Here is a 21,474-nt window from a genome sequence, read left to right on the forward strand (position 1 = left end):
AAGCGCCGCGGCCGTTTTTCATTGATAATCAGCGACGCCGCACCACCCAAGCATCCTGATGGTGCCAGAACCACATGGGCGCCCAGCGCAGCACCTCGACCGGCCCAGCCAGCTCGGCCATGCGCGCCTGCACGAAACGCTCGTCGGTGAACGCCGTGCCGTACTCCTGCGCGTCGATCGCCGTCGATTCGCTCGATGGCGCGAAGAAGTAGCCCTCGGCATCCAGCGTCACCCGGGCGCGCCGCGCCGCCTCGGTGCCGTGCGTGGTGAACACCAGCAGCCCGCCAGGCTCCACCGCATCGACCAGGCGCGCCAGCCAGCGGCCCCAGCTGGAGCGCGGCAGGTGGCTGAACAGCGACAGCACGAACACCACGCCATAGCGCCGGGGCCAAGCCACGTCCTCGGGCCGGGCGGCCGACAGGAAGCCCGGCACGCCCAGCGTGTCGCGGGCGAAGGCCACCGCGTCCGGCACCACATCCGACACCGTGACCCGCTCGGCGCCCAGCGCCTTCACCAAGTGCCGCGTGAAGCGCCCGTGGCCGCTGGCAAACTCCAGAAAGCTCCCGGCGCCCAGCAACGGCCGCTGCACCGATTCCAGCAACAGCATCAGTTCCGACAGCGTGCGCCAGCCATCGGCGAAGTAGTCGCGCAGCGGGTTCACAGACGTCGGATGCCCCGCAAAGAAGCGAAAGATGTCATCCTGCGGCGACACCTCGCAGTTCACCCCTACCCACTCGCTGAACGCTCCCGGCAGCTGGTGGCGCTCCATCAGGTTGTGCGCTTCCAACCGGGTGACGGGGTGACCGCGCGCCGCCGTCAGCGCCGCGGTCGCCGCCGGCGCATCGCCGGCCTGCAATGCCGCCTGCCCCTGCGCCAGATAAAGCGCTGCCTGCCGGTCATCGAAATCCGCTGTCAGACCGCCCATGCCCCCGCTCCTTCGGCGTCCGGCCGTTGCAGCACGAAGGCATCCTGGTGCGCCCAGAACCATGCCGGCTCCACCGACCAGCGCGCAGGCACCGGCACCAGCGCCTCGATCTGCGCCTGCACGAACCCCGGCGACGTGAACGCCGTGCCGTACTCCTGCACATCGATCGCCGTCGACTCGCTCGCCGCCACGAATTGAAAGCCCTGCTCGTCCAGCGTCACCCCGGCCCGCTGTGCGGCAAAGTCGCCGTGCGTGGTGAACACCAGCACACCGCCCGGCGCCACCGCGTCCCACAGCCTGCGCAGCCATGCGGCCCAGGTGGCGCGTGGCAGGTGGCTGAACAGCGACAGCACGAACACAAGGTCGTAACGCCCCGGCCACGCCAACGCTGCAGGCTCCGATGTCGACACAAAGCCCCGCACCCCGAACTGCGCCGTCGAAAACGCCACCGCCCCCGGCACCACGTCCGACACCGTCACCCGCTCGTGCCCCAGCGCCTTCACCAGATGGCGGGTGAAGCGGCCGTGCCCGCTGGCGAACTCCAGCACCTGCCTGCACCCCGACAGGCGGTGGCCGGCCCCCTCCAGCAGCAGCAGCAGTTCGGACAGCGTGCGCCAGCCGTCGGCCAGGTAGTCGCGCAGCGGGCTCGACCAGGTGCCATGCCCGGTGAAGAAGCCGAACACGTCATCGGCCGGGTCGATGTGGGCATCCAGCCCCATCCAGGGCGCAAACGCACCCGGCAGGCCATGCGTTTCGATCAGGTTGTGCGCCGCCAGCTGGGTGCCCGGCACCATCGCCGCCACGCGCAGCGCCACGGCCGCGCCGTCGCGGTCGCCCGCCGCCAGCAGCGCCTGGCCGCGGGCCAGCGCCTCCCGCGCATCGGCCTCGGGCACCGGCCCCGCCGCCGTCGCCGCCAGCAATTGCTGCAACACCATGCTCACGATTCAACTCCAGGTATGGGGCAGGCGCACCAGCCCCGGCATCAAGGTCGGCGACACGAAGCGGAAGGTCATGAACTTGAACCACAGGTCGTAGGTCACCAGGCCGCTCTCGTCGAACAGGAACACGCTGATCACGTAGTCGCCCGTGTGCAACGGCAGGTCCGGAAACGTCAGCACCGAGCGCCACGTCCTATCGCCCAGCGGCGTGGGCGCCGCGCCCTCCTCGTGCGTCGCCAGCGACGTGATGCCCACCCCGCGATCCTGCTCGATCATGAAGCCGATGTTGGGCCGCTCCTCGCCCTGGCCACGCACCACGATGGTCGCCACCAGGTCACGCGCCTGCAGCACGCGCGGCGCGCCGGGCGCATCGTCCGCATCCGGCTCGGTCAGCCCGGCCAGTTCACACGACAGGATCATGGCCGACTCGGGGCCGCGCTCGTACGGCAGCGGCGGCACGGCTGGTGAGGGCGTGGCAGACGCTGCCGCCGGCGCCGCGCTGCCGGCCGTGTCCAGCAGGCGCGAATGCTTCTCGTACGCCCCCAGCACCGACTCGGTCGGCCCGAACTCCATCACCCGCCCCGCGTCCAGCCACAGCGCCACGTCGCACAGATGGCGAATGTGGTACGGGCTGTGCGAGCAGAACAGGATCGTGCAGCCATTGCGCCGGAACTGCTCGATCCGCTCCACGCACTTCTTCTGGAAATGCTGGTCGCCCACGGCCAGCGCCTCGTCGATGATCAGCAGGTCGGGCTCCACCGCCGTCACCAGCGCGAACGCCAGCCGCACCGTCATGCCCGACGAATAGGTCTTCACCGGCCGGTCGATCGCCTCGCCGATCTCGGCGAAGGCCAGCACCTCGGGCTCCAGCGCGCGCATCTGCTCGGCCGGGATGCCGATCAGGCTGCCGCCGAAGTACAGGTTCTGCCGCCCCGTGAACTCGGGGTGAAAGCCCGCCCCCAGCTCCAGAATCGCCGTCACCCGCCCGCTGCGCGCCAGTTGCCCGCAGCTCGGCTGCAGCGTGCCGGTGATCAGCTTCAGCAGCGTGCTCTTGCCGGCGCCGTTGCTGCCCACCACGCCCAGGCACTGGCCGCGCGCCAGCTCCAGCGACACGCCTTGCAGCGCCCAGTGGCTGCGGTGCAGCGCGCGGCCCGTCAGCAGCGACTTCAGGCGCGCGCGCGGCGAGTCGTACAGCTTGTACTCCTTGCCCACGCCGGCCAGGCGCAGCGGCAGCGGGTGGGTGTGATGGGGGCGGCTTCGGTCACCGCGCCGACCGTCCTGGTGCGCTTTGCGCCACGCAATCAAGACCGCTTGTGCCGCGCAACGTATTCATCGAGCAGTTGCCGGATCATCTTCTGATACTGCATGTGGTGCTTGCGCGCGGCTTCCTTGAAAAAATCGACGCTCTCCGAACTCAGGGCGATCGTCACCTTCGTCTGCTCGTTCTTGAGCGCCAGTTCCTCGGGCGACGGCAGGAAGTCCGGCACCAGCCGGATCGGGCCCAGCGGCTCGTCACGGTATTGAATTCGCTTGTTCATAGACAGCTTTTCCCTTGCGCCAGTAGCCCGCACCGATGATCCGGATGCGGCCCGAGCGATAAGTGAACCGGACGGTGAGGACACCTGTTCCATCGCTATTGACGCCAAAACAGTAGTAGCGCTGCTCCAGCTGGCTGTGCGCCAAGTCTTCGGCAATGACGCGCCGCGGGTCCAGAAACGCATGCTGCGCTTCGTGGAACGACACGCCATGCGTTCGCTGGTTCGCAGTATTCTTGGCCTCGTCCCACTCAAAGCTCGGTTCACGCACGCTCAGCATATCACGGGTATGGCTATAAAGCCATACACAGCCATCGCGATGCCCCGGTGCATCATCGTCGAAACCGGGCCGCGCCCTCACAACCAGTCCGCCAGCTGGTCGCGGCTGCGCGCCAGCGCCAGCGACAACAGGCCGGCCAGCAAGACCAGCCACACGGCCAGGGCCAGCCACACTTCGCGGCCCGGCCAGGCGCCCTGCAGCAGCGCCGACTGGTAGCCCAGGATCGGCCCCGTCATCGGGTTCAGCCACAGCAGCCAGCGCCAGCCGGCCGGAAACAGCTCGACCGGAAACAGCACCGGCGACAAGAACACCCCAGCGACAGCAGCACCGCCACCAGCTGCAGCACGTCGCGCAGCGCCGCCGCCAGAATCGCCAGCAGGTAGCCGGCCAACAGCGCCAGCACGCCCTGCAGCGCCAGCAGCGGCAGCAGCGCCCACACGCCGGGCCTGAAGTGGTGCACGCCGGCGTACAGCGGGATCAGCGCCAGCATCAGCGGCGCAAACACCGCACCGCTGGCCAGCACCGCGCGCGCCGGGAACAGCCCGGCCGGCAGCGGGTTCTTCTGCAGCATGCCGCCGGCCTCCAGCAGGCTGCCCATGCCGCGCTGCACGGCGTCGGCAAAGGCCATCCAGGCCAGCATGCCGACGATCAGGTAGGTGCCCACGCGCGCCGTCGGCGCCGCCGCGCCCAGGCGCATGCCGAACACCAGGTCGAACACCAGGTAATACGCCGCCACCGTCAGCAGCGGCGGCAGCCACACCCACAGCAGGCCGCCGGCCGAGCCGGCCACGCGCGCGGCGATCTCGCGCCGCGTCAGCACCGCCAGCAGGCCGCGCAGGCGCCACAGCTGGCGGCATTCGGCGCGCAGGGGCGACAGCAGCATCTATGTCCGGGGGCGGGTGGCACGCCGGCCGCAGGCGGCGACGGTTCAAGGCCTGGGCAGGGTCGGCGTGATCGGGGTGAAGTGATCGGCCATCAGGTTCTTCAGCGCCGCCTCGTCCAGCTGCGCGTCGGCCTCGGCCTGCTCCCACAGGCCGCGGCGCACGCGCTGGTTGATCTGCGCCGCGATCTCCTGGCGCAGCTCGGGCAGCGCCTGCTCGAAGGACTTCTGCTCGGCCGGCTTGCGCCCCAGCAGCTCGATGACGTGGTAGCCGTAGGGCGTCTTCACGGGCGCGCTCACGTCGCCCGGCTGCTTCAGCTCGAAAGCCGCGGCCTCGAAGGGCGGCACCATGCGGCCGCGGGCGAACCAGTCCAGCTCGCCGCCGCGCTGGGCGCTGCCCGGGTCGGCCGAATGCGCGCGCGCCAGGGCGGCAAAATCGGCGCCGCCGCGCAGCTGCCCGACCAGGCGCTCGGCCTCGGCCTTCACCGCCGCGTCGTCGCTGCCGCCACTCTCCACCGTCAGCAGAATGTGGCGCACCCGCACCTCCTCGGGCACGACAAAACGCTGCGGCTGCGCGCGGTAGGCCGAGCGGGCATAGGCCTCCTGCGCCTGCGCGTCGGGCATCTCGGCGGCCACGCGCTGCTGCATGTAGTGCTCGACCAACGCGCGCTCGCGCGCCAGTGCGGGCTCGGCCGCCGCCGACGCGTCCAGCGCCAGGCCGGCCTGGCGGGCCTGCGCGGCCAGGGCGCGCTGCACGTACTGGCCGCGCGCAAAGCGGCGCACCTCGTCGGGCGAGACCCAGAACATGGCGCGGTTCTCGGCCGGCACCAGCTGCTCCACCAGCTGCTCCATCTCGGCGCGCGTCACGGCGCCGGCCGGGCCGGAGGCCAGCACGTCGGCGGGCGCGCCGAAGCGCGGCGCCGGCTGGGCAGCGGCCGCGGGGGCGGGGGCGGCCGACTGCGCGGCGGCGGCCAGCGGGCCGCTCAGCAGGGCCGCGCCGAGCGCCAGCGCCGCCAGGCGCGAAAAGCGGGGGCCAGACATCGAATCATTCATGGGGTGTGCGGGGCCGCGCGTCGGCGGCCGGAAAAAGCGCCCATCATACCGGCATGAAACACAGCGCGCCGACCCCTGGTGGGAGCGGGCTTGCCCGCGATCGGCCTGGTCGGCGAGCGAGGCGCCCCATCGCGGCCAAGGCCGCTCCCACGGGTTGGGCCATCGCGGCCAAGGCCGCTCCCACGGGTTGGCGTGGCCCGGGGCGCCAACCCCTGGTGGGAGCGGGCTTGCCCGCGATCGGCCTGACCGGCGAGCGAGGCGCCCCATCGCGGCCAAGGCCGCTCCCACGGGTTGGGCCATCGCGGCCAAGGCCGCTCCCACGGGTTTTATTCAGGAGCAAATGTCGGATGGGCATGCAGCGCAAGCGAGAGCGAACGCGAGGGCCAAAAAACGGCGACGGAAGCAAGGACGAAAAACGCGGGCGAAAAAAAGGGCGGGTTCGAAAACCCGCCCTTGGCGAAGGACCTGGTGCATCGGGCCAGCGCCTGTACCAGCGCGCCGGCCCGGCCCGCAGGCCGGCTTCGATCAGTCGACCCAGCGGTGCGGCAGGGTCAGACCGTAGTTGCCGTTGGTCGCCGTGTTGACGATCGAGGTGGCGGCGAAGCCGACCATCGGCAGACGGCCAGCGCCCAGGGCCAGGCGCGCCCAGCCTTCGGTGGACACCGGGTTGACGCGGGTGTTGGTGACCGCGCCCTGCAGCACCGAGGTGGCGCCGAAGCTGACGGTGAACACTTCGCCGCAGTTCGGCAGGCTCACGCCGGGCGAGAAGCCACCACCGGCGACCTGGAACTGCTCTTCACGGCCAGCGGACGAGAAGTTGAGCATGATGCAGGCCTGCGGGCCCATGGCCAGCGTCTTGTTCAGCGACAGCGGCGCGTACATGTTCTGCGCCAGGGTAGGCGCCGTGGTCGTCGTCGGCGTGGCGTTGTTGGCCATGTCGGCGTTCCACACCAGGGCCGAGGCGGAGGCGGAGGCACCGTAGTTGACGGCGGCGTGGTAGCGGCGGGTCGGCTGCGACACCACCCAGTCGGTCGACATCGGCACCGCAGCGCCGGCGGCCGTGGCCACGTAGTCGTTGTACACGGCGGAGCGCCACAGGGCGGTCGACAGGTTCCGGGCCTGGTCGATCGCGCCGGCGACGGCCTGGTCCAGCGGGGTCGACATGTCGGGCAGGTCGAACCACAGCGGCTGGATGAGCGGCGCGGCGCCGCGCAGCAGCGGGTCGGCCGTCACGCCGTCCACCACGACACCGACCGGCGAGCCGACCTGAGGCGCGAAGATAATGCGGCCACGGGCGCTCAGCGGGGTCTGGGCGTTATCCTGGCCCCAGCCAGCGTGGGCCACGACAGCGGTCTGGTTGCCGCTGTAGACGGCCAGCTCGGACTGGTTGAACACGGCCCAGCTGCCCATCAGGCCACCGGTGGGTTCGAACAGGCCAGCGGCTTCGGCGCCAGCGGCGTCGACGATGTCGGTGCTCAGCACGGTCTGGAAGGCCAGGTTGTCGCAGGGGGCGACGCCGGCCTTGTGCTTGATGTTGGTGAACAGCGGGTTGGCCTTGGTGCCGCCCTCGCCGGCCACCATGTCGAGGAACGGCGGGATGTCGGCCATGTTCAGGACTTCGATGTAGCCCTCGTTGACGTTGGCGTTCTTGACGTCGGCAGCCAGGTAGGAAGCCAGGCGGTCGGTCTTGAACACGCCGGGGAAGGCGGTGGCGTCAGGGATGGTGCAGGACTTGTCGCTGGTGCTGATGGCGGCGCGGCCGGTGGCGGCGTCCTTGGCCACGGAGCCGGTCCACACGTCGCCGGGCGACAGGAAGACGGTGAAGTCCAGCACGTCGTCGGAGTTGGCGGCGCCGCGGAAACGCACCTTCACGGCCTTGCCGCGCACCAGGTCGGTGTTGGTGATGTTGAACAGCGTGCCCATGTTGCCCTGCGCCGTGAAGTAGGGCGTGAACAGCATGTGGCCGGTGGCGCCGGGGTTCAGGCTCAGGGCGGTGCTGGCCGCCAGCGTGGTGTGGCCGACGGTGTTACCGGCACCGAAGTAGGCCACGGCGTGCGCCGAGCCGGCAACGCCAAGACCGCCCAGGGCGACTGCTGCACCCAGCGCCAGAATGCTCTTTTTCATAGCTATGACTCCATTGATAGAAAAGATTGCAAGACCCAAGCGAATCTTGGAAATGCGTGTAGATGCTACCACGGCGCCCCGCGGAAACTCAATGCGCCACGGGGGCACCGATTTTTGCGCAGTCGTTTGTTGTATTTTTAAACAGGGCGCCCGGCTGGCCTGGCGCACCGGGGTTTACAGGGCCTGGTAGAACCACCACTGGCCGTCTTCGCGCACCCACTGCTCGTCGATGGCGCCCACGATGTCCTGCCCGGCAAAGGGCGGGACGATCACCCGGGTGGTGAGGCGGATGCGCACGGTGCAGCGCTCGGCCTCGCAAGTGGCCTGGTGGATTTGCGCGCCGCGCCACTGGCCGGCGCTGTTGAAGCGCTTGCGGTAGTCCTTTGCTGGACGATGGCGCGGTAGCCGGGCTGGGTGTAGGTCCAGGCCTTGTCGAAGTCGCCGGCGACCAGCGCGGCCCAGCGCGCTTCGGCGCGCTGCTGCACTTGCTGCTCGGGTGTCTTGGGCTGCAGCGCGGCGCAGCCGGCCAGCGCCAGCGCGGCGGCGCCCAGCAGGGCGGCCAGCGCGGCGCGGCGGGGGTGGGCGACGGAAGGGGTGGGTCATGGGGAAGGCTTCCTTTCAGGTTGATTCAAAAACGGAGTCGGCAAGCTGGCTCGGGCTGTTGCCCCCTGCCCCTCTGGTGAGAGGGCTGGGGTGAGGGGCTGGCGGCGCTGGCCAAGGCCGGCGGATGGTGATGCGCTGCCGGCCCCCACCCCAACCCTCCCCCAGCGGGGAGGGAGCGAGTCACCCTCAGCCCTGCCCTCTCCCGCAGGCGGGAGAGAGGGCCTCTGCGCAGCGCAGGCGGCTGTTGCTCCCTCGCCCCTCTGGGGAGAGGGCTGGGGTGAGGGGCTGGCGGCGCTTGACCAGGCGGCGGATGGTGATGCGCCGCCGGCCCCACCCCAACCCTCCCCAGCGGGGAGGGAGCGAGTCACCACCCCTGCCCTCTCCCGCAGGCGGGAGAGGGGGCTCTGCGCAGCGCAGGCGGCTGTTGCTCCCTCGCCCCTCTGGGGAGAGGGCTGGGGTGAGGGGCTGGCGGCGCTGGACAAGGCCGGCGAGCGGGATGCGCTGCAGGCCCCCACCCCGGCCCTCCCCAGCGGGGAGGGAGTGAGAGCGGTGTGCTGAGGCAGGCGGTTGATCATGCAAAAACAATAGCGCCTGCCGCAGGCTGGGCGGGCGCTGGAGGCTGATTACGGCACCAAACGCTGACCCGGCACGGTGGCGGGCTCGACCAGGCCCTTCATGCGGTCGCGCAGTTCGCGGCTGATGGCGCGCACGTCGTCGTCGGCGCGCAGCACGCGCGGGGTGAGGATGACCAGCAGCTCGGTGCGGCTGGCGCTGCTTCTGTGGGTGCCGAACAGGGCGCCGACCACCGGGATGGCCGAAAGAACGGGCACGCCCGACTTGCTGTTGTTGACGTTGTCCTGGATCAGGCCGCCGAGCACCAGGGTTTCGCCCGAGCGCACGGCGACCTTGAGTTGATCTGGCGCTGCATGAAGGTGGGGTAGCCGCGGGTCTGGGCGGAAGTGGAGTCGTTGCCCAGCGTGGTGACGATCTGGTCGACGTCGAGCGTGACCAGGTCGCCGGCGCTGACCGAGGGCGTGACGCCGAGCATGACGCCGGTGTCCTTGTACTGGATGGAGGTGCTGCTGGTGTTGCTGTTGGTGTAGAGGATGGTGCCGGTGTTGACGGGCTCCTGGTTGCCGACCTGGATGGCGGCAGTGTGGTTGTCCATGACCATCAGCGAGGGGCTGGAGATGACCTTGAGCAGCGACTTGTTGGCCAGCGCGCTGAGCACGGCGGAGATGCCGGCGCCGTTGCGGAAGGTGTAGGTGAAGCCGCCGTCGGAGGCGCCGGTGGCGGCCAGCGCGCCGTCGGCATCGCTGGCGCCGATGACGCCGCGGCCCGAGCCGCCGCCGATGCCGCCGCGGAAGGCCCATTGCAGGCCGTACTGCAGGCCGTCGCCCAGGGTGACTTCGACGATGGAGGCCTCGATGAGCACCTGGGCGCGCTGGACGTCGAGGCGCTTGAGGGTGGCTTCGATGCGCTCGTATTCGGCCGCCGTGGCGTGGATGAGCAAGGTGTTGTTGATGCGGTCGGCCATGACGCGCACGTTCTGGCCGAGCACGGTGGTGACGACGTTGGGGCCTTGCTGGGCCTGCTGCCCTTGTGCGCCGCCGAGGCCGCCCAGGCCGCCCGACATGCCGCCGATGCCGCCCCCAGGCCGCCGCCGATGCCGCCACCGAGGCCACCGCCCAGGCCGCCCCCAGGCCGCTGCCGCTGCCGAAGCTGTTGCCGCCCAGGCCGCCGAAGCTGCTGCCGCCGCCGAACGGGCTGTTGCGGTTGCCGGCGTACTGGCCGGCGAAGCTGCTGTTGACGTTGCCGCCGCTGCCGCTGGTGCCGCTGGCCCCGCTGAGGCCGGGGGCGATGCCGGCGGCGCCGCCGGCCTGCTGGGTGGTGGTGCCGCCGTAGATGCCGTTGAGCAGCTCGGCCAAGTGGGTGGAGGAGCCGTTCTGCACCTTGTAGACGAAGAGCTGCGGCTCGGCGCTGTTGAGGTTGGGGCGGTCGAACTGCTCGATCCAGTAGCGCACTTCGTCCAGATAGGCGGCGCGCGGGGTGACGACCATGACGGCGTTGATGCGCTCGATGGGCAGGATGCGCAGGGCGCCGAACAGGGGCTGCCTTCGCCCAGGCCGGCCGGCGCGGCGGCGGCGCCGGCCGCGCCCGGGTGGGCGCGGCGCCGGGCCGCGGGACGGCGGCCGGGGCCGCCGGGCGCCCGCCGGGGGCGGCAGGGGCGGCGGCGCTGCCGCCGGCGGTGCCGCTGGAGAGCAGGCGCAGCGCGGCATCGACCTCGGCGGCCGAGGTGTGCTTGAGCGGGAACACGCCGACCGACATGCCGCGCAGCAGGTTGACGTCGAAGGTGGCGACGAGGTCGAGCCAGCCCTCGGCCTCGGCGCGGGTGCCGCGCATGACGAGGATGTTGCGCAGGCTGTCGACGCGCAGGATGGCGTCGGCCGAGACCATGGGGCGCAGGATGTTGGCCATTTCGCCGGCGCCCAGGTACTGCAGCGGAATGATGACGGCGCCGTAGCCGGGCGGCAGCGGCTGGCCGCCGGCGGCCAGCGCGGGGCGCTGACGACGCCGCGCAGGGCTTCGGGCGTGCCGACGTGGTAGGTGCCGCGGCTGTCGCGCGCCATGACGATGCCGTTGACCTGCAGCGCGGTTTCGAGCAGCAGCAGGGCGCGGTCGGCGCTGACGGCGTCGCGCGTGGTGAGGGTGATGCTGCCGGCAAGCGGCGGGTGGATGACGTAGTCGACCTTGAGCAGGTCGCTGAGCATGACCTTGACCACCTCGGCGGCGGGCGCGCCCTCGAACTTGAGGCTGGTGCTGCCGCGCGCGGGGCGTTGGCGGCGATGCGCGGCGGCGCCACCAGGCGGTCGTTGCCGCGGATGATGATGGGGTCGGTGTGGCGCGCGTCGTCGGCCGCCACGGGGGCCGAGGCGGCGGGCGCGGGCGCCGGGGCCAGGATGCCGGCCGTCGGCAGGGCCTCGGCCGGGAGCTGCGCCGGCGCCGTGTCGGCCAGCGGGGCGGCCGGCTGGGCGCAGGCCGCCAGCGAGGCGAGCAGAAGCAGGACGACGAGGGACAGGGGGTGCGGGACATGGGCATGCGGAAAGTCGGTGGACCTGGGAACGTGGCGCCGCTCAGCGCGGGGCCTTGGCGGGTGCAGGCGGCGGGGCGGACACGGAACCGCCGAAGGACCCGGTGGACAGGGCCGGGCGGGCCGCGCCGGCGGGCGGGGCGGCGGCAGCGGGTGCGGGCGCGGGTGCGGGCGCGGGTGCCGCAGCGGCAGGCGCGGCCGGCGCCGGACGGGGCGCGGCCGCCGGGGGCGCCGCCGGGGTGCGCGCGGCGGGCGCGGCAGACCGCGCCGCGGGGCGGCCGGGGCTGGGCGGGGTGGCCGCCGCATCGGCATCGGCGTAAGTCACCGGCAGCTCGATGCTGCGGCGTTCGGCGCCGCGCACGAAGGCAGCGGCACGGTCCTGCAGGCTGTCGAGCGTCCAGTCGCCGACGCGCTCGCCGCGCCGCACGAAGCGGGACTGGCCGTCTTCGTCGATCAGCACGCCGCTCAGGGCGGGGCCGGCCACGATGCCGAGCAGCTTGATTTTTCGATCGCGGCGGGCGGCGGGGGCGCGGCGGCGGCGGCGGCCGGCGCACTGGCAGCGGCCTGCGGGCGCCGGGCGGGGTCCATCAGGGGCGCTGCAGCACGCCGGGATAGGCGGCGCCGGCGGCAGGGTTGGGCGTGAGCTGGGCGGCGTCGATGTCGTCGAGCGAGGGCGGCTGCGGCTGTGGCGCCTGCCAGGTGCGCCATTGCGCCGGCGCGCCGGGCGCCAGCCACAGCACGGCCAGCACGGCGGCCAGGCCGAGGTCGAGGGCGAGCAGCCCGGCGGTGGGGCCGGTCATGGGACGAGCTTGCGCGCTCATGGCTGGCGCTCCTGCAGCACGAACAGTTCGAGCTGCGCCTGGATCATCGCTGAGGCGCGGCCGGCCTGGGTGCCTTGCGACAGGAGTTGCATGGTGTCGCTGTAGATGGCGGGACGCTCGGCCGGCAGGGCACGCAACAGGCTTTGCAGCTGCGGCCAGTCGCCTTCAACCCGCAGGCTGACGCCGATGCGGCCGAAGCCGGGCTGGTCCTTGTCCTCGCGCGGCGCGGCGGTCTGGCTGCTGGTGACGCGCAGGCCCTGCGTGGTGGCGAGTTCGCGCACGCGCTGCAGCACCGTGTTGCCGAGCTGGGCGGCATCCGCTTCTGGCGGGTGAACGAATTGAGCCAAATTGGCCTGCAGCGCTTGCTGGGATTGCGTAAGGCGCTCTCCGCTTTGTAGCAAACCGGCGAGGCGTGCATGCCGCGGCTCCAGTTCGGCCAGGCGCGCGGCGGCGCGCTGGTGCACACCGGCGACCCACAGCGCGGCGGCGGCCAGGGCCAGCAGCAGGACGGCCAGCGCGCCGAGCGCGAGCCAGCGTGGTTCGGGGCGGGTGGTCACTGATGACCTCCGCTCGCCGGACGCGCCAGTCCGTAGCGGTGGGCGTCGAGTTGCAGTTCGATGATGAAGGTCTCCTTGGTGGCGCCGAAGCCGCGGGTGGCGGGCGAGGCCAGGCGCACGTCGTGCACGCCGGGTTGCGCGGCCAGGCGCTGCACCAGGGCGGCGGCGTCGTCGGCGTTGCCGTTGAGCACCAGCTTGCCGCCTTCGGTGCGCAGGGCGGTGAGCCAGGCGCCGTCGGGCAGCGCGCGCGTCAGCATGTCGAGCACGGGCGGCAGGGCGAGCTGGCGGGCCAGCAGCTTGTCGAGCGCCTGCAGGCGTTCGAGGCGCTGCATCAGGGCCTCGCGCTGCGCGATCTGGGGCGCGGCCTGGCGCTGCAGGGCCTCGAAGGATTGCTGCGCCTGGATCGCGCGCTGGCGCAGCATGAGGGTGGGCGTGAGCGCCAGCGCCGCCAACAGCACCAGCGCCAGCGCCAGCAGCGCCCCGCGCAGCAGCAACCCTTGCCGGGCCAGGCGCTGGCGCAGGTCTTGGCCGTAGCCGCGCAGCACCAGGGGCGCAGGACGGCGCCGGACGGCGCGGCGGGCAGCACCCAGACTTCGGGCGGCGCGGCGGGGTCGGCGCCGGCCTGGCGCAGCGCGGCTTCGACCTCCTGGCGCGAGGTGACGGCGACGTCGACGCGCTGCAGGCCGTCGGCCGTGGGCGCGGCGGAGAAGCCATAGACGGTGTGGGCGGCGCCGAAAGGGCTGGCGGCGGCGACGTCGAGCTGGACCGCCTGCGCCAGCTCGGCCGGCGCCAGTGGCGGCAGCGTGAGGCGGCGTTCGAGCACCCGGTCGGCGGGCAGTTGCAGCGCAGCCACCGGGGCTTCACCGCCCGCCGGCGCGGGCGTGGCGACGCCGTGCGCCAGGTTCCAGTGGCTGGTCTGGCCGTCGGCCTGGCGCAGCTGCACGCGCACGGCGGGCTGCACCCAGCGCAGCGCCGGCAGCGCGAGCAGGCGCTGCGCGCTGGTGCGCCAGGCGCCGGTGTCGAGACCGAAGAAGCTGCGGGAGTCGGTGCTGAGAAGGGCCATGCAGAAAACGAAGGGCGACCTTTGGGTTCAGGCCGCCGGGGACAGGATTTGCCGGTCGGCGCGCAGGATGCGCCAGGGTGCCGTGTGCGCCAGCGCCGCGCCCAGGGCGACGTCTTGCGTCAGGAGCAGTATTTTGCCAGCTTCGAGCGGCACCCTGGCCTGCAGCCGGTAAACATCTGTGCCGCCGCCGGCGGGCGGGCTTTGCAGGCCGGCGGCGGCCAGCAGGGCCTGCACGGCCGGCGGCGCGGCCAGCGGGTTGACCTGGCCGGTGTTGAGGTCGGCGTTGACCAGGGGCGCGATGCGGGCGTAGAGCGCGTAGTCGACGCCGGGCACCAGCAGCAGGTCTTCGGTGGCCTCGAAGCGGCGTGCCTGCACGCTGGCGGCGCCGGGGGCGGTGGGGTCGACGTCGGGGCGGCCGTCGCGCCAGGCCACGAGCTCGCCCGCCAGCGCCTGGGCGCGGCCGGCGTCGAGGCCGCCGGCGCCCTGCAGCAGCGCCGCCAGCAGCGGCACGCCGGCGCCGTTGAGCGAAATCGTGCCGTTGAGCGGCGCGAGCTCGACGGCGATGTCGAGGCCGCCGTAGGACAGCGCGAGCGTGCTGCTGCCGGCCGGGCGCTGGGGCGCCACCTGCAACGCCTGCAGGGCGAGCGCGATGGCGGCCTCGCCGGCGGCCAGGCCGCTGACCTGGTCGCGCTGGTTGCCGATGATCTGGATCTGCTGGCGCACGGTGCCGGCCAGGCCGATCACCATGAGGCTGAGGGCGGCGACGATCCACAGCACGGCGATCAGCGCCATGCCGGCGGCGCGCCGCGCGGGCGGGGTGGGTGGGCGCTGCTCGGCTTGCTCCCTCTCAGTCGCTCCACCGCGCTGCGCGTCCCCACGTCGCTTGAAACAAAAAGAGCCCGATGGCCGCGGAGCAGGCCGCACGGGGAGCGCCGTGGCCGGACCTGCGCCGGCCACTGGCGTTGTCCCCCTCCCGCAGGAGAGGGGGAAGGCGCGAAGCGACTCAGGGGGTGTTTCATCTCGCACCACCCCCAAAGCTGCCACCCTGGGCCGAAGGGTCGCTGGTGCGCGTGGCGCGCAGCGGCACCACCAGCGGCGGCCAGGCGGGCTGGGCGCCGTCGATCTGCAGGGCGACGGCGCCGGGCAGCAGGGTTGACGGCAAGGTGTTGAGGGGCACGCCGGGCGGCGGCCAGACCGGGCTCCAGCCACCGCTGGCCGGCTCCTGGTAGCGCAGCGCGAGCGACTGCACGGGCGCCGCCAGCACCGGGCCTGGGCCTGGGGCCAGGCGTCGAACGTGGGCGCGCCGCTCCAGGGCGCGTAGCGCAGCACCAGCTGGCCGTCGCCGTCCGGCCCCGGCTCGACCGCCAGGCGCAGGTAGTGGCGCCCGCCCAGGCCGTAGCGCGCGGGCATGACGCCGATCCAGGCCAGGGTGTCGGGCGCGGCCTGGAAGAAGGGCTGCTGCTGCGGCGTGCCGGCCTGCAGCGATGCGTAGCGGCGCGCCGAGACGCGGCCGAGCACGTCGTTCAGCAGCTGGACGGCGGCGCGGTAGTCGTCGGCCGCGGCGACGCGCTGCTCGACGCGCTCTTCGGTCTGGCCCATGGCCCGCAGCGCGCCGCTGAGCACCAGCATGAGCAGCGACAGGAGGGCCAGAGCGATCAGGACTTCGACCAGCGTGAAGCCGTGGCAGTGAAACACCCCCTGAGTCGCTTCGCGCCTTCCCCCTCTCCTGCGGGAGGGGGACAACGCCAGTGGCCGGCGCAGGTCCGGCCACGGCGCTCCCCGTGCGGCCTGCTCCGCGGCCTCTCGGCTCTTTCGGCTCTGGCATCGCGGGGGCGGTGCGCCATGAGACTTGTGGGAGCGGGCTTGCCCGCGATCGGCCTGGCCGGCGAGCGGTGCCCCCATCGCGGCCAAGGCCGCTCCCACAAAAGAAGAAAGCGGGCGCCGACGGATTGTCGGGGCGAGGGTCATGGTGGCGCCCTCCCCGGCACGGCGAGGCGCTCGGGGCGCAGGCTGGCGAGCTCGAAGCTGCGCGGTGCGTTGCCGTCGAGCCAGTGCACGCTGACCTGGACTTCGTGCAGGCGCGCCGCCTGCGGAGCACTGTTGGCGGGCGTCGGGTAGGGCTGGCTGCGCAGCTGCCAGGCGTAGCCGGCGGCCTGGTCGGACTCGTTCAGGCCCTGCGGCGGCACGGTCTCGTGCGCAGCCAGCAGCGATTCGGCCAGCAGCATGGCGCGTTCGTGCTGCGCCAGACCGCCGGCCTGGCGTGCGTTGTTGCCGGTGACGCGGTACAGCATGCCCAGCGCCATGGCGGCAATGGCGAAGGCGACCAGGATTTCGAGCAGCGAGAAGCCGCGCGCCCGGCGCGCCGTGTGTGCCCTCATGGCGCAATCGCCTCCTGCTCGACGCGGCCGGAGAACCAGTCGACGCGCAGGCGCACGCCGCTGCCGGAGGGCCGGATCAAATCGACGCTGCCGCCGGAGGCGCGCCGCGCGGCAGGAAGCGAATGGCCAGGCTGCCGTCGGCGCCGGACTCCTCGGCCGCCATCACGGCGCGCAGCACCAGCGGCTCGGGCACGTGCTGCGGCTCGGCGCCCTCGACGCCGAAGGTGCGGGCCTGCGGGTGGACGGCGAAGCGCACCTCGGTGCCGCTGCTTTGCGCCAGCGCCCGGGCGGTGCGCAGGTCGGTAAGCACCGCGCGCACGGTGTCGCGGTACTGGGCGGATTCGTGCAGGCGGTTGAAGGCGATGGGCACCAGGCCGGCGATCAAGGCGACGAGGGCGAACACCACCAGCAGCTCGATGAGCGTGAAGCCGGCGGCGTGCCTGGGCCAGCGGTTTGCTGCGGTATTCATAGCTGCTGGCGCTTGCTACATAAGCGCTGGAGGCCAATTTGACATCAAATCTGCCCGCGCGCGTTGCTCACTGCTTGTTGCGCACGTCGGCGTTCTCGCCTTCGCCGCCAGGGGCGTTGTCGGCGCCGAGCGAGAGGATCTCGATGCCGCCGTTGGGACCGGGGTTGGCATAGCGGTAGGGGTTGCCCCAGGGGTCGCTGGGCAGGCCGCCCTTGAGGTAGGGGCCGTTCCAGCCGTTGGCGGAGGCGGGCTTGGTGACCAGCGCCTGCAGGCCCTCGGCATTGGTGGGGTAGCGGCCGACGTCGAGCTTGAACAGCTCCATGGACTTGTCGAGGTCGGCGATCTGGATGCCGGCGGTCTTGCTCTTGGCGCCGCCCAGGCGGTCCATCACGGCGGGGCCGACCAGGCCGGCCAGCAGGGCGATGATGGCGATGACCACCAGCATCTCGATGAGCGTGAAGCCACGCGCCGCGCGCGCCATCAAGGGGCGGAGGTTGCGGTTCATGAAGCGATTCCTTTCAATTGATACACAGGGCCTTAGCCCGCCAGATCGTTGATCGACAGGATACCCAGAAGGATGGAGACGATGATGGCGGCGATCAGCACGCCGAGCAGCAGGATCAGCACCGGCTCCAGCAGGGTCAGCGCGCGCTTGATGCCGGTTTCGACCTCGCGGTCGAGCACGTCGGACAGCTCCAGCATCATGGGGCCGATGCGGCCGGTTTCCTCGCCCACTCTGACCAGGTTGATGGCCAAAGGTTCAAACACCTGGGTGCTGTCCATGGCGCGGGTGATGCGCACGCCTTCCTTGACCTGCGGCGCCATTTTGGCCAGCGGCGCGCGCAGGTTGAGGTTGCCCACGGTCTCGGTGGCGATGTGCAGGGCGGTGAGCAGGGGCACGCCGTTGCCCAGCAGGGTGCCGAGCGAGCGGGTGAACAGCGTCAGCTCATATTTGTAGAGCAGGCTGCCGATGATGGGCAAGCGCAGGGCCAGGTTTTGCCACCATATCTGCCCCGCCGGCGAGCGCAGCCAGCGCCAGCCCAGCCAGCCCAGCAGCAGCGCGGCGATGGCGATGGCCAGCCCGTAGTGCTTGAAGCCCTGCCCCAGCATCATGACGATGCGCGTGGGCAGCGGCAGCGCATCGCCCATGTCCTTGAACAGCTTCTCGAACTGCGGCACCACGAAGCCCAGCATGCCCACCAGCGACAGCAGCGCCACGCCCAGCAGAATGGCCGGGTAGATGGTGGCCGAGACCACGCTTTCGCGCAGTGCGCGCAAGCGGTTCATGTGCGCCACCAGGCGTTCGAGCACCTGCGACATCTGGCCGCTGGCCTCGCCCGAGCGCACCATGTTGATGTAGAAGTCGCCGAACAATTCCTTGCGGGTGCTCAAGGCGCGGCTGAACGGCGCGCCGCCCTTGACGTCCTCCAGGATGCCTTCGAGCAGCGTGCGCACGCTGGGCTTGGCGCTCATCTCGATCAGCACGCGCAGCGCGTTGTCGAGTGCCAGGCCGGCGCGCAGCATGATGGACAGCTCGGTCGTCAGCGCCAGCAGGTCGGCCTGGGTGACCGGGCCGCGCAGCGCGCGACGGCTGGTGCGGCCGCGCAGGCCCCTGGCACTGGCGGCGGCGACGGGCGCCTCGGCCGCGTCCTGTACGCGCAACGGCGTCAGGCCGCGCTCGCGCAACTGGCGCAGCACGGCATCGGCGGCGCCGGCTTCGGTGCGGCCCTCGACCAGTTGCCCATCGGGTTGCGCGGCGCGCCAGGCGAATTCAGGCATCGCCCTGGTCCTGCGTGGCGCGCAACACTTCGTCCAGGCTGGTCACGCCCGCGGCCACCTTGCGCAGGCCGTCGTCGTACAGCGTGTACATGCCGGCCTTGACGGCGATGGATTGCAGCGCCGATGCGTCCAACCCCTGCAGGATGGCGCTGCGCATGGCCTCGTCGACCACCAGCAGCTCGTGAATGCCGGTGCGGCCCTGGTAACCGGTGCCGCGGCAATGGTCGCAGCCCCTGGCTCCGTAGATCGGCGCGCCGGGCGGCAGAAAGCGGCCGAGGCCGGAGCTTTGCAGCAGCGCCGGATCGGGCTGCACCGGCGTCTTGCAGTGCACGCACAGCCGTCGCACCAGGCGCTGCGCCAGCACGCCATTGACGGTGGAGGTGATGAGGTAGCGCTCGACCCCCATGTCCTGCATGCGCACCACGGCGCTGGCGGCGGTGTTGGTGTGCAGGGTGGACAGCACCAGATGGCCGGTGAGCGAGGACTGCACGGCAATCTGCGCCGTTTCGCCGTCGCGCATCTCGCCGATCATGATGATGTCCGGGTCCTGGCGCAGGATGGAGCGCAGGGCGTTGGCGAAGGTCAGGTTGATCTGGCTGTGGACCTGGATCTGGTTGATGCCTTCGAGCTGGTATTCGACCGGGTCCTCGACGGTGATGATCTTCTGCGACACCGAATCGAGCTTGGCCAGCGCGGCGTACAGCGTGGTGGTCTTGCCCGAGCCGGTGGGGCCCGTGACCAGCAGGATGCCATGCGGACGATGGATCAGTTGATTGAAGCTGGCCAGGGTCTCGCGCTCGAAGCCCATGTCCTCCAGGCTCAGGCGCACGCTGGCGCGGTCGAGCACGCGCATGACCACGCTTTCGCCGTGCACGGTGGGCACGGTGGAGACGCGCAGGTCCAGCTCGCGCCCTTTCACGCGGGTCTTGATACGGCCGTCCTGCGGCAGGCGGCGCTCGGCGATGTCGAGGTGCGCCAGCAGCTTGACGCGCGAGCTGACCGCCGCACCCTGCTGCGACGGCACCACCTCGCCGGGATGCAGCACGCCGTCGACGCGGTAGCGCACGTGCAGGCCGTCGTCGAACGGCTCGAGATGGATGTCGGAGGCGCGCAGCTCGATCACGCGGCCGATGATGGTGTTGACCAGGCGGATGACCGGCGCCTCGCTGGCCAGGTCGCGCAGATGCTCTACGAAGTCGCCGGCGTCGCCCTCTTCGGCCAGCCCACCCTCGCTGCCCTCGGCATCCGGTTCGTCCAGTACGCGCTGCAGCGCCTTGTCGATATCCGAAGCCAGGCCGACGGCCGGATGCACCTCCAGCCCGGTGGTCAGGTGCAGCGCCTTGACGACGAAAGCATCGTGCGGCGCGCGCATCACCACGTGCAAATGCCCGTCTTCGGCACGCAAGGGCAGCACGCGGTGGGTGCGCAGGAACTCGGGCAGAAGGCCCTCCAGTTCGGGCACCACGTCCGCAAATGCCTCGCCCTGAACAAAAGGCAACTGCAGATGCTCCGCCAGCGCATGCGCGGCGTCAGACTCCGATACCAGCCCCAGGCTCACGAGGACCCCGTCGAGGGCGCCGCCCATCTCACGCTGGGCCGCCAAGGCACGCTCCAAGTCGCGCGGGGTGAGCTTGCCGGCACGGACCAGCAGGTCACCGTACTCGGGCCAACGCACGGCGCGAATGGAGGATGAAGGGAAAGCGGCTTCGTTCAGGAGGGGCTCGGGCATCGGGGATCCGTCACACACGGGCAGATCAGGCGATCTTCTGGCGCGTGCAGCGCATGGATTCTACGTAGACAGCTGGCGCCTGCTGCCAGAACCTTTTCCTCAGACCTCACCTCGGCTGAACGGACCGGCCTGCACGCGCTTGGTGAAGCGCTCGCGCAAATCGGAGACGGGTTTCTCGAAACTGTGAAACACCAGCGCCGACACCGCGAATACCGCCATGAGCCAGACCAGCACCACCCAACCGATGATGGCGCCGATATCCCAGCCCATGACCTTGAAGACATACACCATGATCAGCAGCAGGGGAAATGACTCAGATACACCGAGTAAGAGTAGTCACCGACCCTGGCCGCCAGCAGGCGCAGGGCACGTGACCGCACCTGGAGACTGGAGAGCCACGGCAGCGTCAGCACGACCCCCACGGAGGGGGCGGCAATGAGCGCCAGATCGTTGAAGCGCCCGCCGGCAAAGCCGCGCCAATCGACGCGCATGAAGTAGAACATGGCGGCCACTGCCCCAAGCAGCAACGCTGCACCGATCAGCGCCTTGAAGCCCTGGCGACTCCCCACCAGGCGCCATGCCAGCGGTTGAGGATGGCCGCCGCCACGCCCAGCCGGTGGCATCCAGGTGCATGATGGTAACGCGGCGCACATGGTCGTCCCACTCGAAAAAGTGTGCGGGCGGAGTGATGATGCTGCGCAGGACGGAGGGAATCAGGATCAGCACCAGCGCAACAGCCCAGAACAGATGACGCCGCTCCAGATGCCGCATCCAGGCCACCACACCGATCAGAATGGGCATCAGGAAATAGAACCACTCGTCAAGCGCCAGCGACCACGCTTCGGCGAAGAACAGGGGCTTTTCCTGCGCCCAGGCCAGGTTCTGCGAGAACACCGCGAACGACCAATCGAAGCGCCCTTCCTCTATCCCCCACCAGGCCAGTGCTGCGTTCAACGCCAGGAACAGGTAGTAGTTGGGAATGGTGCGAAACCAGCGCCGGAGCCAGAAGTCTCGTGCACTCGCCCACCAGCCATCGCGCGCCTCGAAGCTGCGGATCATCATCGAACCGATCAGGAATCCGCTCAGCACGAACAACCACTCGATGGCGAACACCGCACACGCGCTGACCGCCGCGCGCCAGCCCTCCCACTTGGACAGACCGGTGCTGACGAAAAACCCAGAAAACCGTGGTTCATGAGCACCACGCAGATCGACAGGGAGCGCAGCACGTCCAAGCCGAAATTACGCT

At 71.1% G+C, this 21,474-nt stretch carries 25 protein-coding genes and 1 pseudogene; 2 read left to right on the forward strand and 24 right to left on the reverse strand.

Going from position 1 to position 21,474, the window contains the following annotated elements; all coding sequences use genetic code 11:
* Window positions 1-28 precede the first annotated feature (28 nt).
* From H0I39_RS06395 to H0I39_RS06445, 11 genes and pseudogenes are all read right to left on the reverse strand, one after another.
* Window positions 29-925: a class I SAM-dependent methyltransferase gene (locus tag H0I39_RS06395; RefSeq protein WP_180549954.1), complete on the reverse strand. Its 897-nt coding sequence runs from the start codon at window positions 923-925 to the stop codon at window positions 29-31.
* On the reverse strand, window positions 913-1,860 hold the full coding sequence (locus tag H0I39_RS06400) for a class I SAM-dependent methyltransferase (RefSeq protein ID WP_257646021.1): 948 nt from the start codon (window positions 1,858-1,860) through the stop codon (window positions 913-915). The genes H0I39_RS06395 and H0I39_RS06400 overlap by 13 nt, the downstream gene beginning before the upstream one ends.
* 9 nt (window positions 1,861-1,869) lie before the next feature.
* Window positions 1,870-3,096 carry an ABC transporter ATP-binding protein gene (locus H0I39_RS06405; RefSeq protein WP_180551711.1) on the reverse strand — a complete coding sequence of 409 codons (1,227 nt, stop codon included), beginning with the start codon at window positions 3,094-3,096 and terminating at the stop codon, window positions 1,870-1,872.
* A 68-nt stretch (window positions 3,097-3,164) separates the two neighbouring features.
* Entirely contained in the window at window positions 3,165-3,401 is a 237-nt protein-coding gene (locus tag H0I39_RS06410) for a CopG family transcriptional regulator (RefSeq protein ID WP_180549955.1), read from the reverse strand.
* On the reverse strand, window positions 3,376-3,669 hold the full coding sequence (locus H0I39_RS06415) for a BrnT family toxin (RefSeq protein ID WP_308645787.1): 294 nt from the start codon (window positions 3,667-3,669) through the stop codon (window positions 3,376-3,378). Before H0I39_RS06415 ends, H0I39_RS06410 begins: the two co-directional genes overlap by 26 nt.
* Window positions 3,670-3,755: 86 nt before the next feature.
* Window positions 3,756-3,989 (reverse strand): hypothetical protein, encoded by a 234-nt coding sequence (locus H0I39_RS23170; RefSeq protein ID WP_307776932.1) that lies wholly within the window; start codon window positions 3,987-3,989, stop codon window positions 3,756-3,758.
* Window positions 3,920-4,561 carry an ABC transporter permease gene (locus tag H0I39_RS06420; RefSeq protein ID WP_307776784.1) on the reverse strand — a complete coding sequence of 214 codons (642 nt, stop codon included), beginning with the start codon at window positions 4,559-4,561 and terminating at the stop codon, window positions 3,920-3,922. The genes H0I39_RS23170 and H0I39_RS06420 overlap by 70 nt, the downstream gene beginning before the upstream one ends.
* Window positions 4,562-4,606: 45 nt before the next feature.
* Window positions 4,607-5,599, reverse strand: coding sequence for a peptidylprolyl isomerase (locus H0I39_RS06425; RefSeq protein WP_180549956.1), 993 nt, complete (start codon window positions 5,597-5,599; stop codon window positions 4,607-4,609).
* A gap of 537 nt (window positions 5,600-6,136) precedes the next feature.
* Window positions 6,137-7,735: a hypothetical protein gene (locus H0I39_RS06430; RefSeq protein WP_180549957.1), complete on the reverse strand. Its 1,599-nt coding sequence runs from the start codon at window positions 7,733-7,735 to the stop codon at window positions 6,137-6,139.
* A gap of 174 nt (window positions 7,736-7,909) precedes the next feature.
* Complete coding sequence (locus tag H0I39_RS06435) at window positions 7,910-8,338, reverse strand: hypothetical protein (protein ID WP_180549958.1); 429 nt, start codon at window positions 8,336-8,338, stop codon at window positions 7,910-7,912.
* A 623-nt stretch (window positions 8,339-8,961) separates the two neighbouring features.
* Window positions 8,962-9,974, reverse strand: a pseudogene (locus tag H0I39_RS06445) (type II secretion system protein GspD).
* Between H0I39_RS06445 and H0I39_RS06450 the strand changes: the two are divergent.
* The gene (locus H0I39_RS06450; protein ID WP_180549961.1) at window positions 9,941-10,243 is read left to right on the forward strand and encodes a hypothetical protein; all 303 of its coding nucleotides are present in this window, start codon (window positions 9,941-9,943) and stop codon (window positions 10,241-10,243) included. The pseudogene H0I39_RS06445 and the gene H0I39_RS06450 sit on opposite strands and share 34 nt — an antisense overlap.
* 393 nt (window positions 10,244-10,636) lie before the next feature.
* Window positions 10,637-10,945, forward strand: coding sequence for a hypothetical protein (locus tag H0I39_RS06455; RefSeq protein WP_180549962.1), 309 nt, complete (start codon window positions 10,637-10,639; stop codon window positions 10,943-10,945).
* A 527-nt stretch (window positions 10,946-11,472) separates the two neighbouring features.
* On the opposite strand, the gene H0I39_RS06460 is transcribed toward H0I39_RS06455, so the two are convergent.
* From H0I39_RS06460 to H0I39_RS06520, 13 genes are all read right to left on the reverse strand, one after another.
* Window positions 11,473-11,913: a hypothetical protein gene (locus tag H0I39_RS06460; protein ID WP_180549128.1), complete on the reverse strand. Its 441-nt coding sequence runs from the start codon at window positions 11,911-11,913 to the stop codon at window positions 11,473-11,475.
* Window positions 11,914-12,016: 103 nt separating this feature from the next.
* Complete coding sequence (locus H0I39_RS06465; protein WP_180549963.1) at window positions 12,017-12,250, reverse strand: hypothetical protein; 234 nt, start codon at window positions 12,248-12,250, stop codon at window positions 12,017-12,019.
* Window positions 12,247-12,807: a type II secretion system protein GspM gene (gene gspM / locus H0I39_RS06470; protein WP_180549964.1), complete on the reverse strand. Its 561-nt coding sequence runs from the start codon at window positions 12,805-12,807 to the stop codon at window positions 12,247-12,249. The genes H0I39_RS06465 and gspM overlap by 4 nt, the downstream gene beginning before the upstream one ends.
* Window positions 12,804-13,139 carry a PilN domain-containing protein gene (locus H0I39_RS06475; protein WP_180549965.1) on the reverse strand — a complete coding sequence of 112 codons (336 nt, stop codon included), beginning with the start codon at window positions 13,137-13,139 and terminating at the stop codon, window positions 12,804-12,806. Before H0I39_RS06475 ends, gspM begins: the two co-directional genes overlap by 4 nt.
* Window positions 13,139-13,870 carry a type IV pilus biogenesis protein PilM gene (locus H0I39_RS06480; protein ID WP_180549966.1) on the reverse strand — a complete coding sequence of 244 codons (732 nt, stop codon included), beginning with the start codon at window positions 13,868-13,870 and terminating at the stop codon, window positions 13,139-13,141. Before H0I39_RS06480 ends, H0I39_RS06475 begins: the two co-directional genes overlap by 1 nt.
* Window positions 13,871-13,897: 27 nt before the next feature.
* Window positions 13,898-15,565, reverse strand: coding sequence for a prepilin-type N-terminal cleavage/methylation domain-containing protein (locus tag H0I39_RS06485; protein ID WP_180549967.1), 1,668 nt, complete (start codon window positions 15,563-15,565; stop codon window positions 13,898-13,900).
* A gap of 269 nt (window positions 15,566-15,834) precedes the next feature.
* On the reverse strand, window positions 15,835-16,248 hold the full coding sequence (locus tag H0I39_RS06490) for a type II secretion system protein (RefSeq protein ID WP_180549968.1): 414 nt from the start codon (window positions 16,246-16,248) through the stop codon (window positions 15,835-15,837).
* A gap of 76 nt (window positions 16,249-16,324) precedes the next feature.
* Window positions 16,325-16,717 (reverse strand): prepilin-type N-terminal cleavage/methylation domain-containing protein, encoded by a 393-nt coding sequence (locus H0I39_RS06495; protein ID WP_257645657.1) that lies wholly within the window; start codon window positions 16,715-16,717, stop codon window positions 16,325-16,327.
* A 67-nt stretch (window positions 16,718-16,784) separates the two neighbouring features.
* Window positions 16,785-17,222, reverse strand: a complete 438-nt coding sequence (gspG, locus tag H0I39_RS06500; protein WP_257645658.1) for a type II secretion system major pseudopilin GspG — start codon at window positions 17,220-17,222, stop codon at window positions 16,785-16,787.
* 32 nt (window positions 17,223-17,254) lie between these two features.
* A complete protein-coding gene (locus tag H0I39_RS06505) occupies window positions 17,255-18,496 on the reverse strand; it encodes a type II secretion system F family protein (RefSeq protein WP_180549969.1) in 1,242 nt (413 codons plus the stop codon).
* The gene (gene gspE / locus H0I39_RS06510; protein ID WP_180549970.1) at window positions 18,489-20,225 is read right to left on the reverse strand and encodes a type II secretion system ATPase GspE; all 1,737 of its coding nucleotides are present in this window, start codon (window positions 20,223-20,225) and stop codon (window positions 18,489-18,491) included. Before gspE ends, H0I39_RS06505 begins: the two co-directional genes overlap by 8 nt.
* A gap of 99 nt (window positions 20,226-20,324) precedes the next feature.
* Window positions 20,325-20,516 (reverse strand): hypothetical protein, encoded by a 192-nt coding sequence (locus tag H0I39_RS06515; RefSeq protein WP_180549971.1) that lies wholly within the window; start codon window positions 20,514-20,516, stop codon window positions 20,325-20,327.
* A 45-nt stretch (window positions 20,517-20,561) separates the two neighbouring features.
* Entirely contained in the window at window positions 20,562-21,338 is a 777-nt protein-coding gene (locus tag H0I39_RS06520) for an acyltransferase family protein (protein ID WP_180549972.1), read from the reverse strand.
* Between the last annotated feature and the right edge of the window lie 136 nt (window positions 21,339-21,474).

The sequence above is a fragment of the Ottowia beijingensis genome (genome assembly GCF_013423955.1).
Taxonomy (GTDB): domain Bacteria; phylum Pseudomonadota; class Gammaproteobacteria; order Burkholderiales; family Burkholderiaceae_C; genus Ottowia; species Ottowia beijingensis.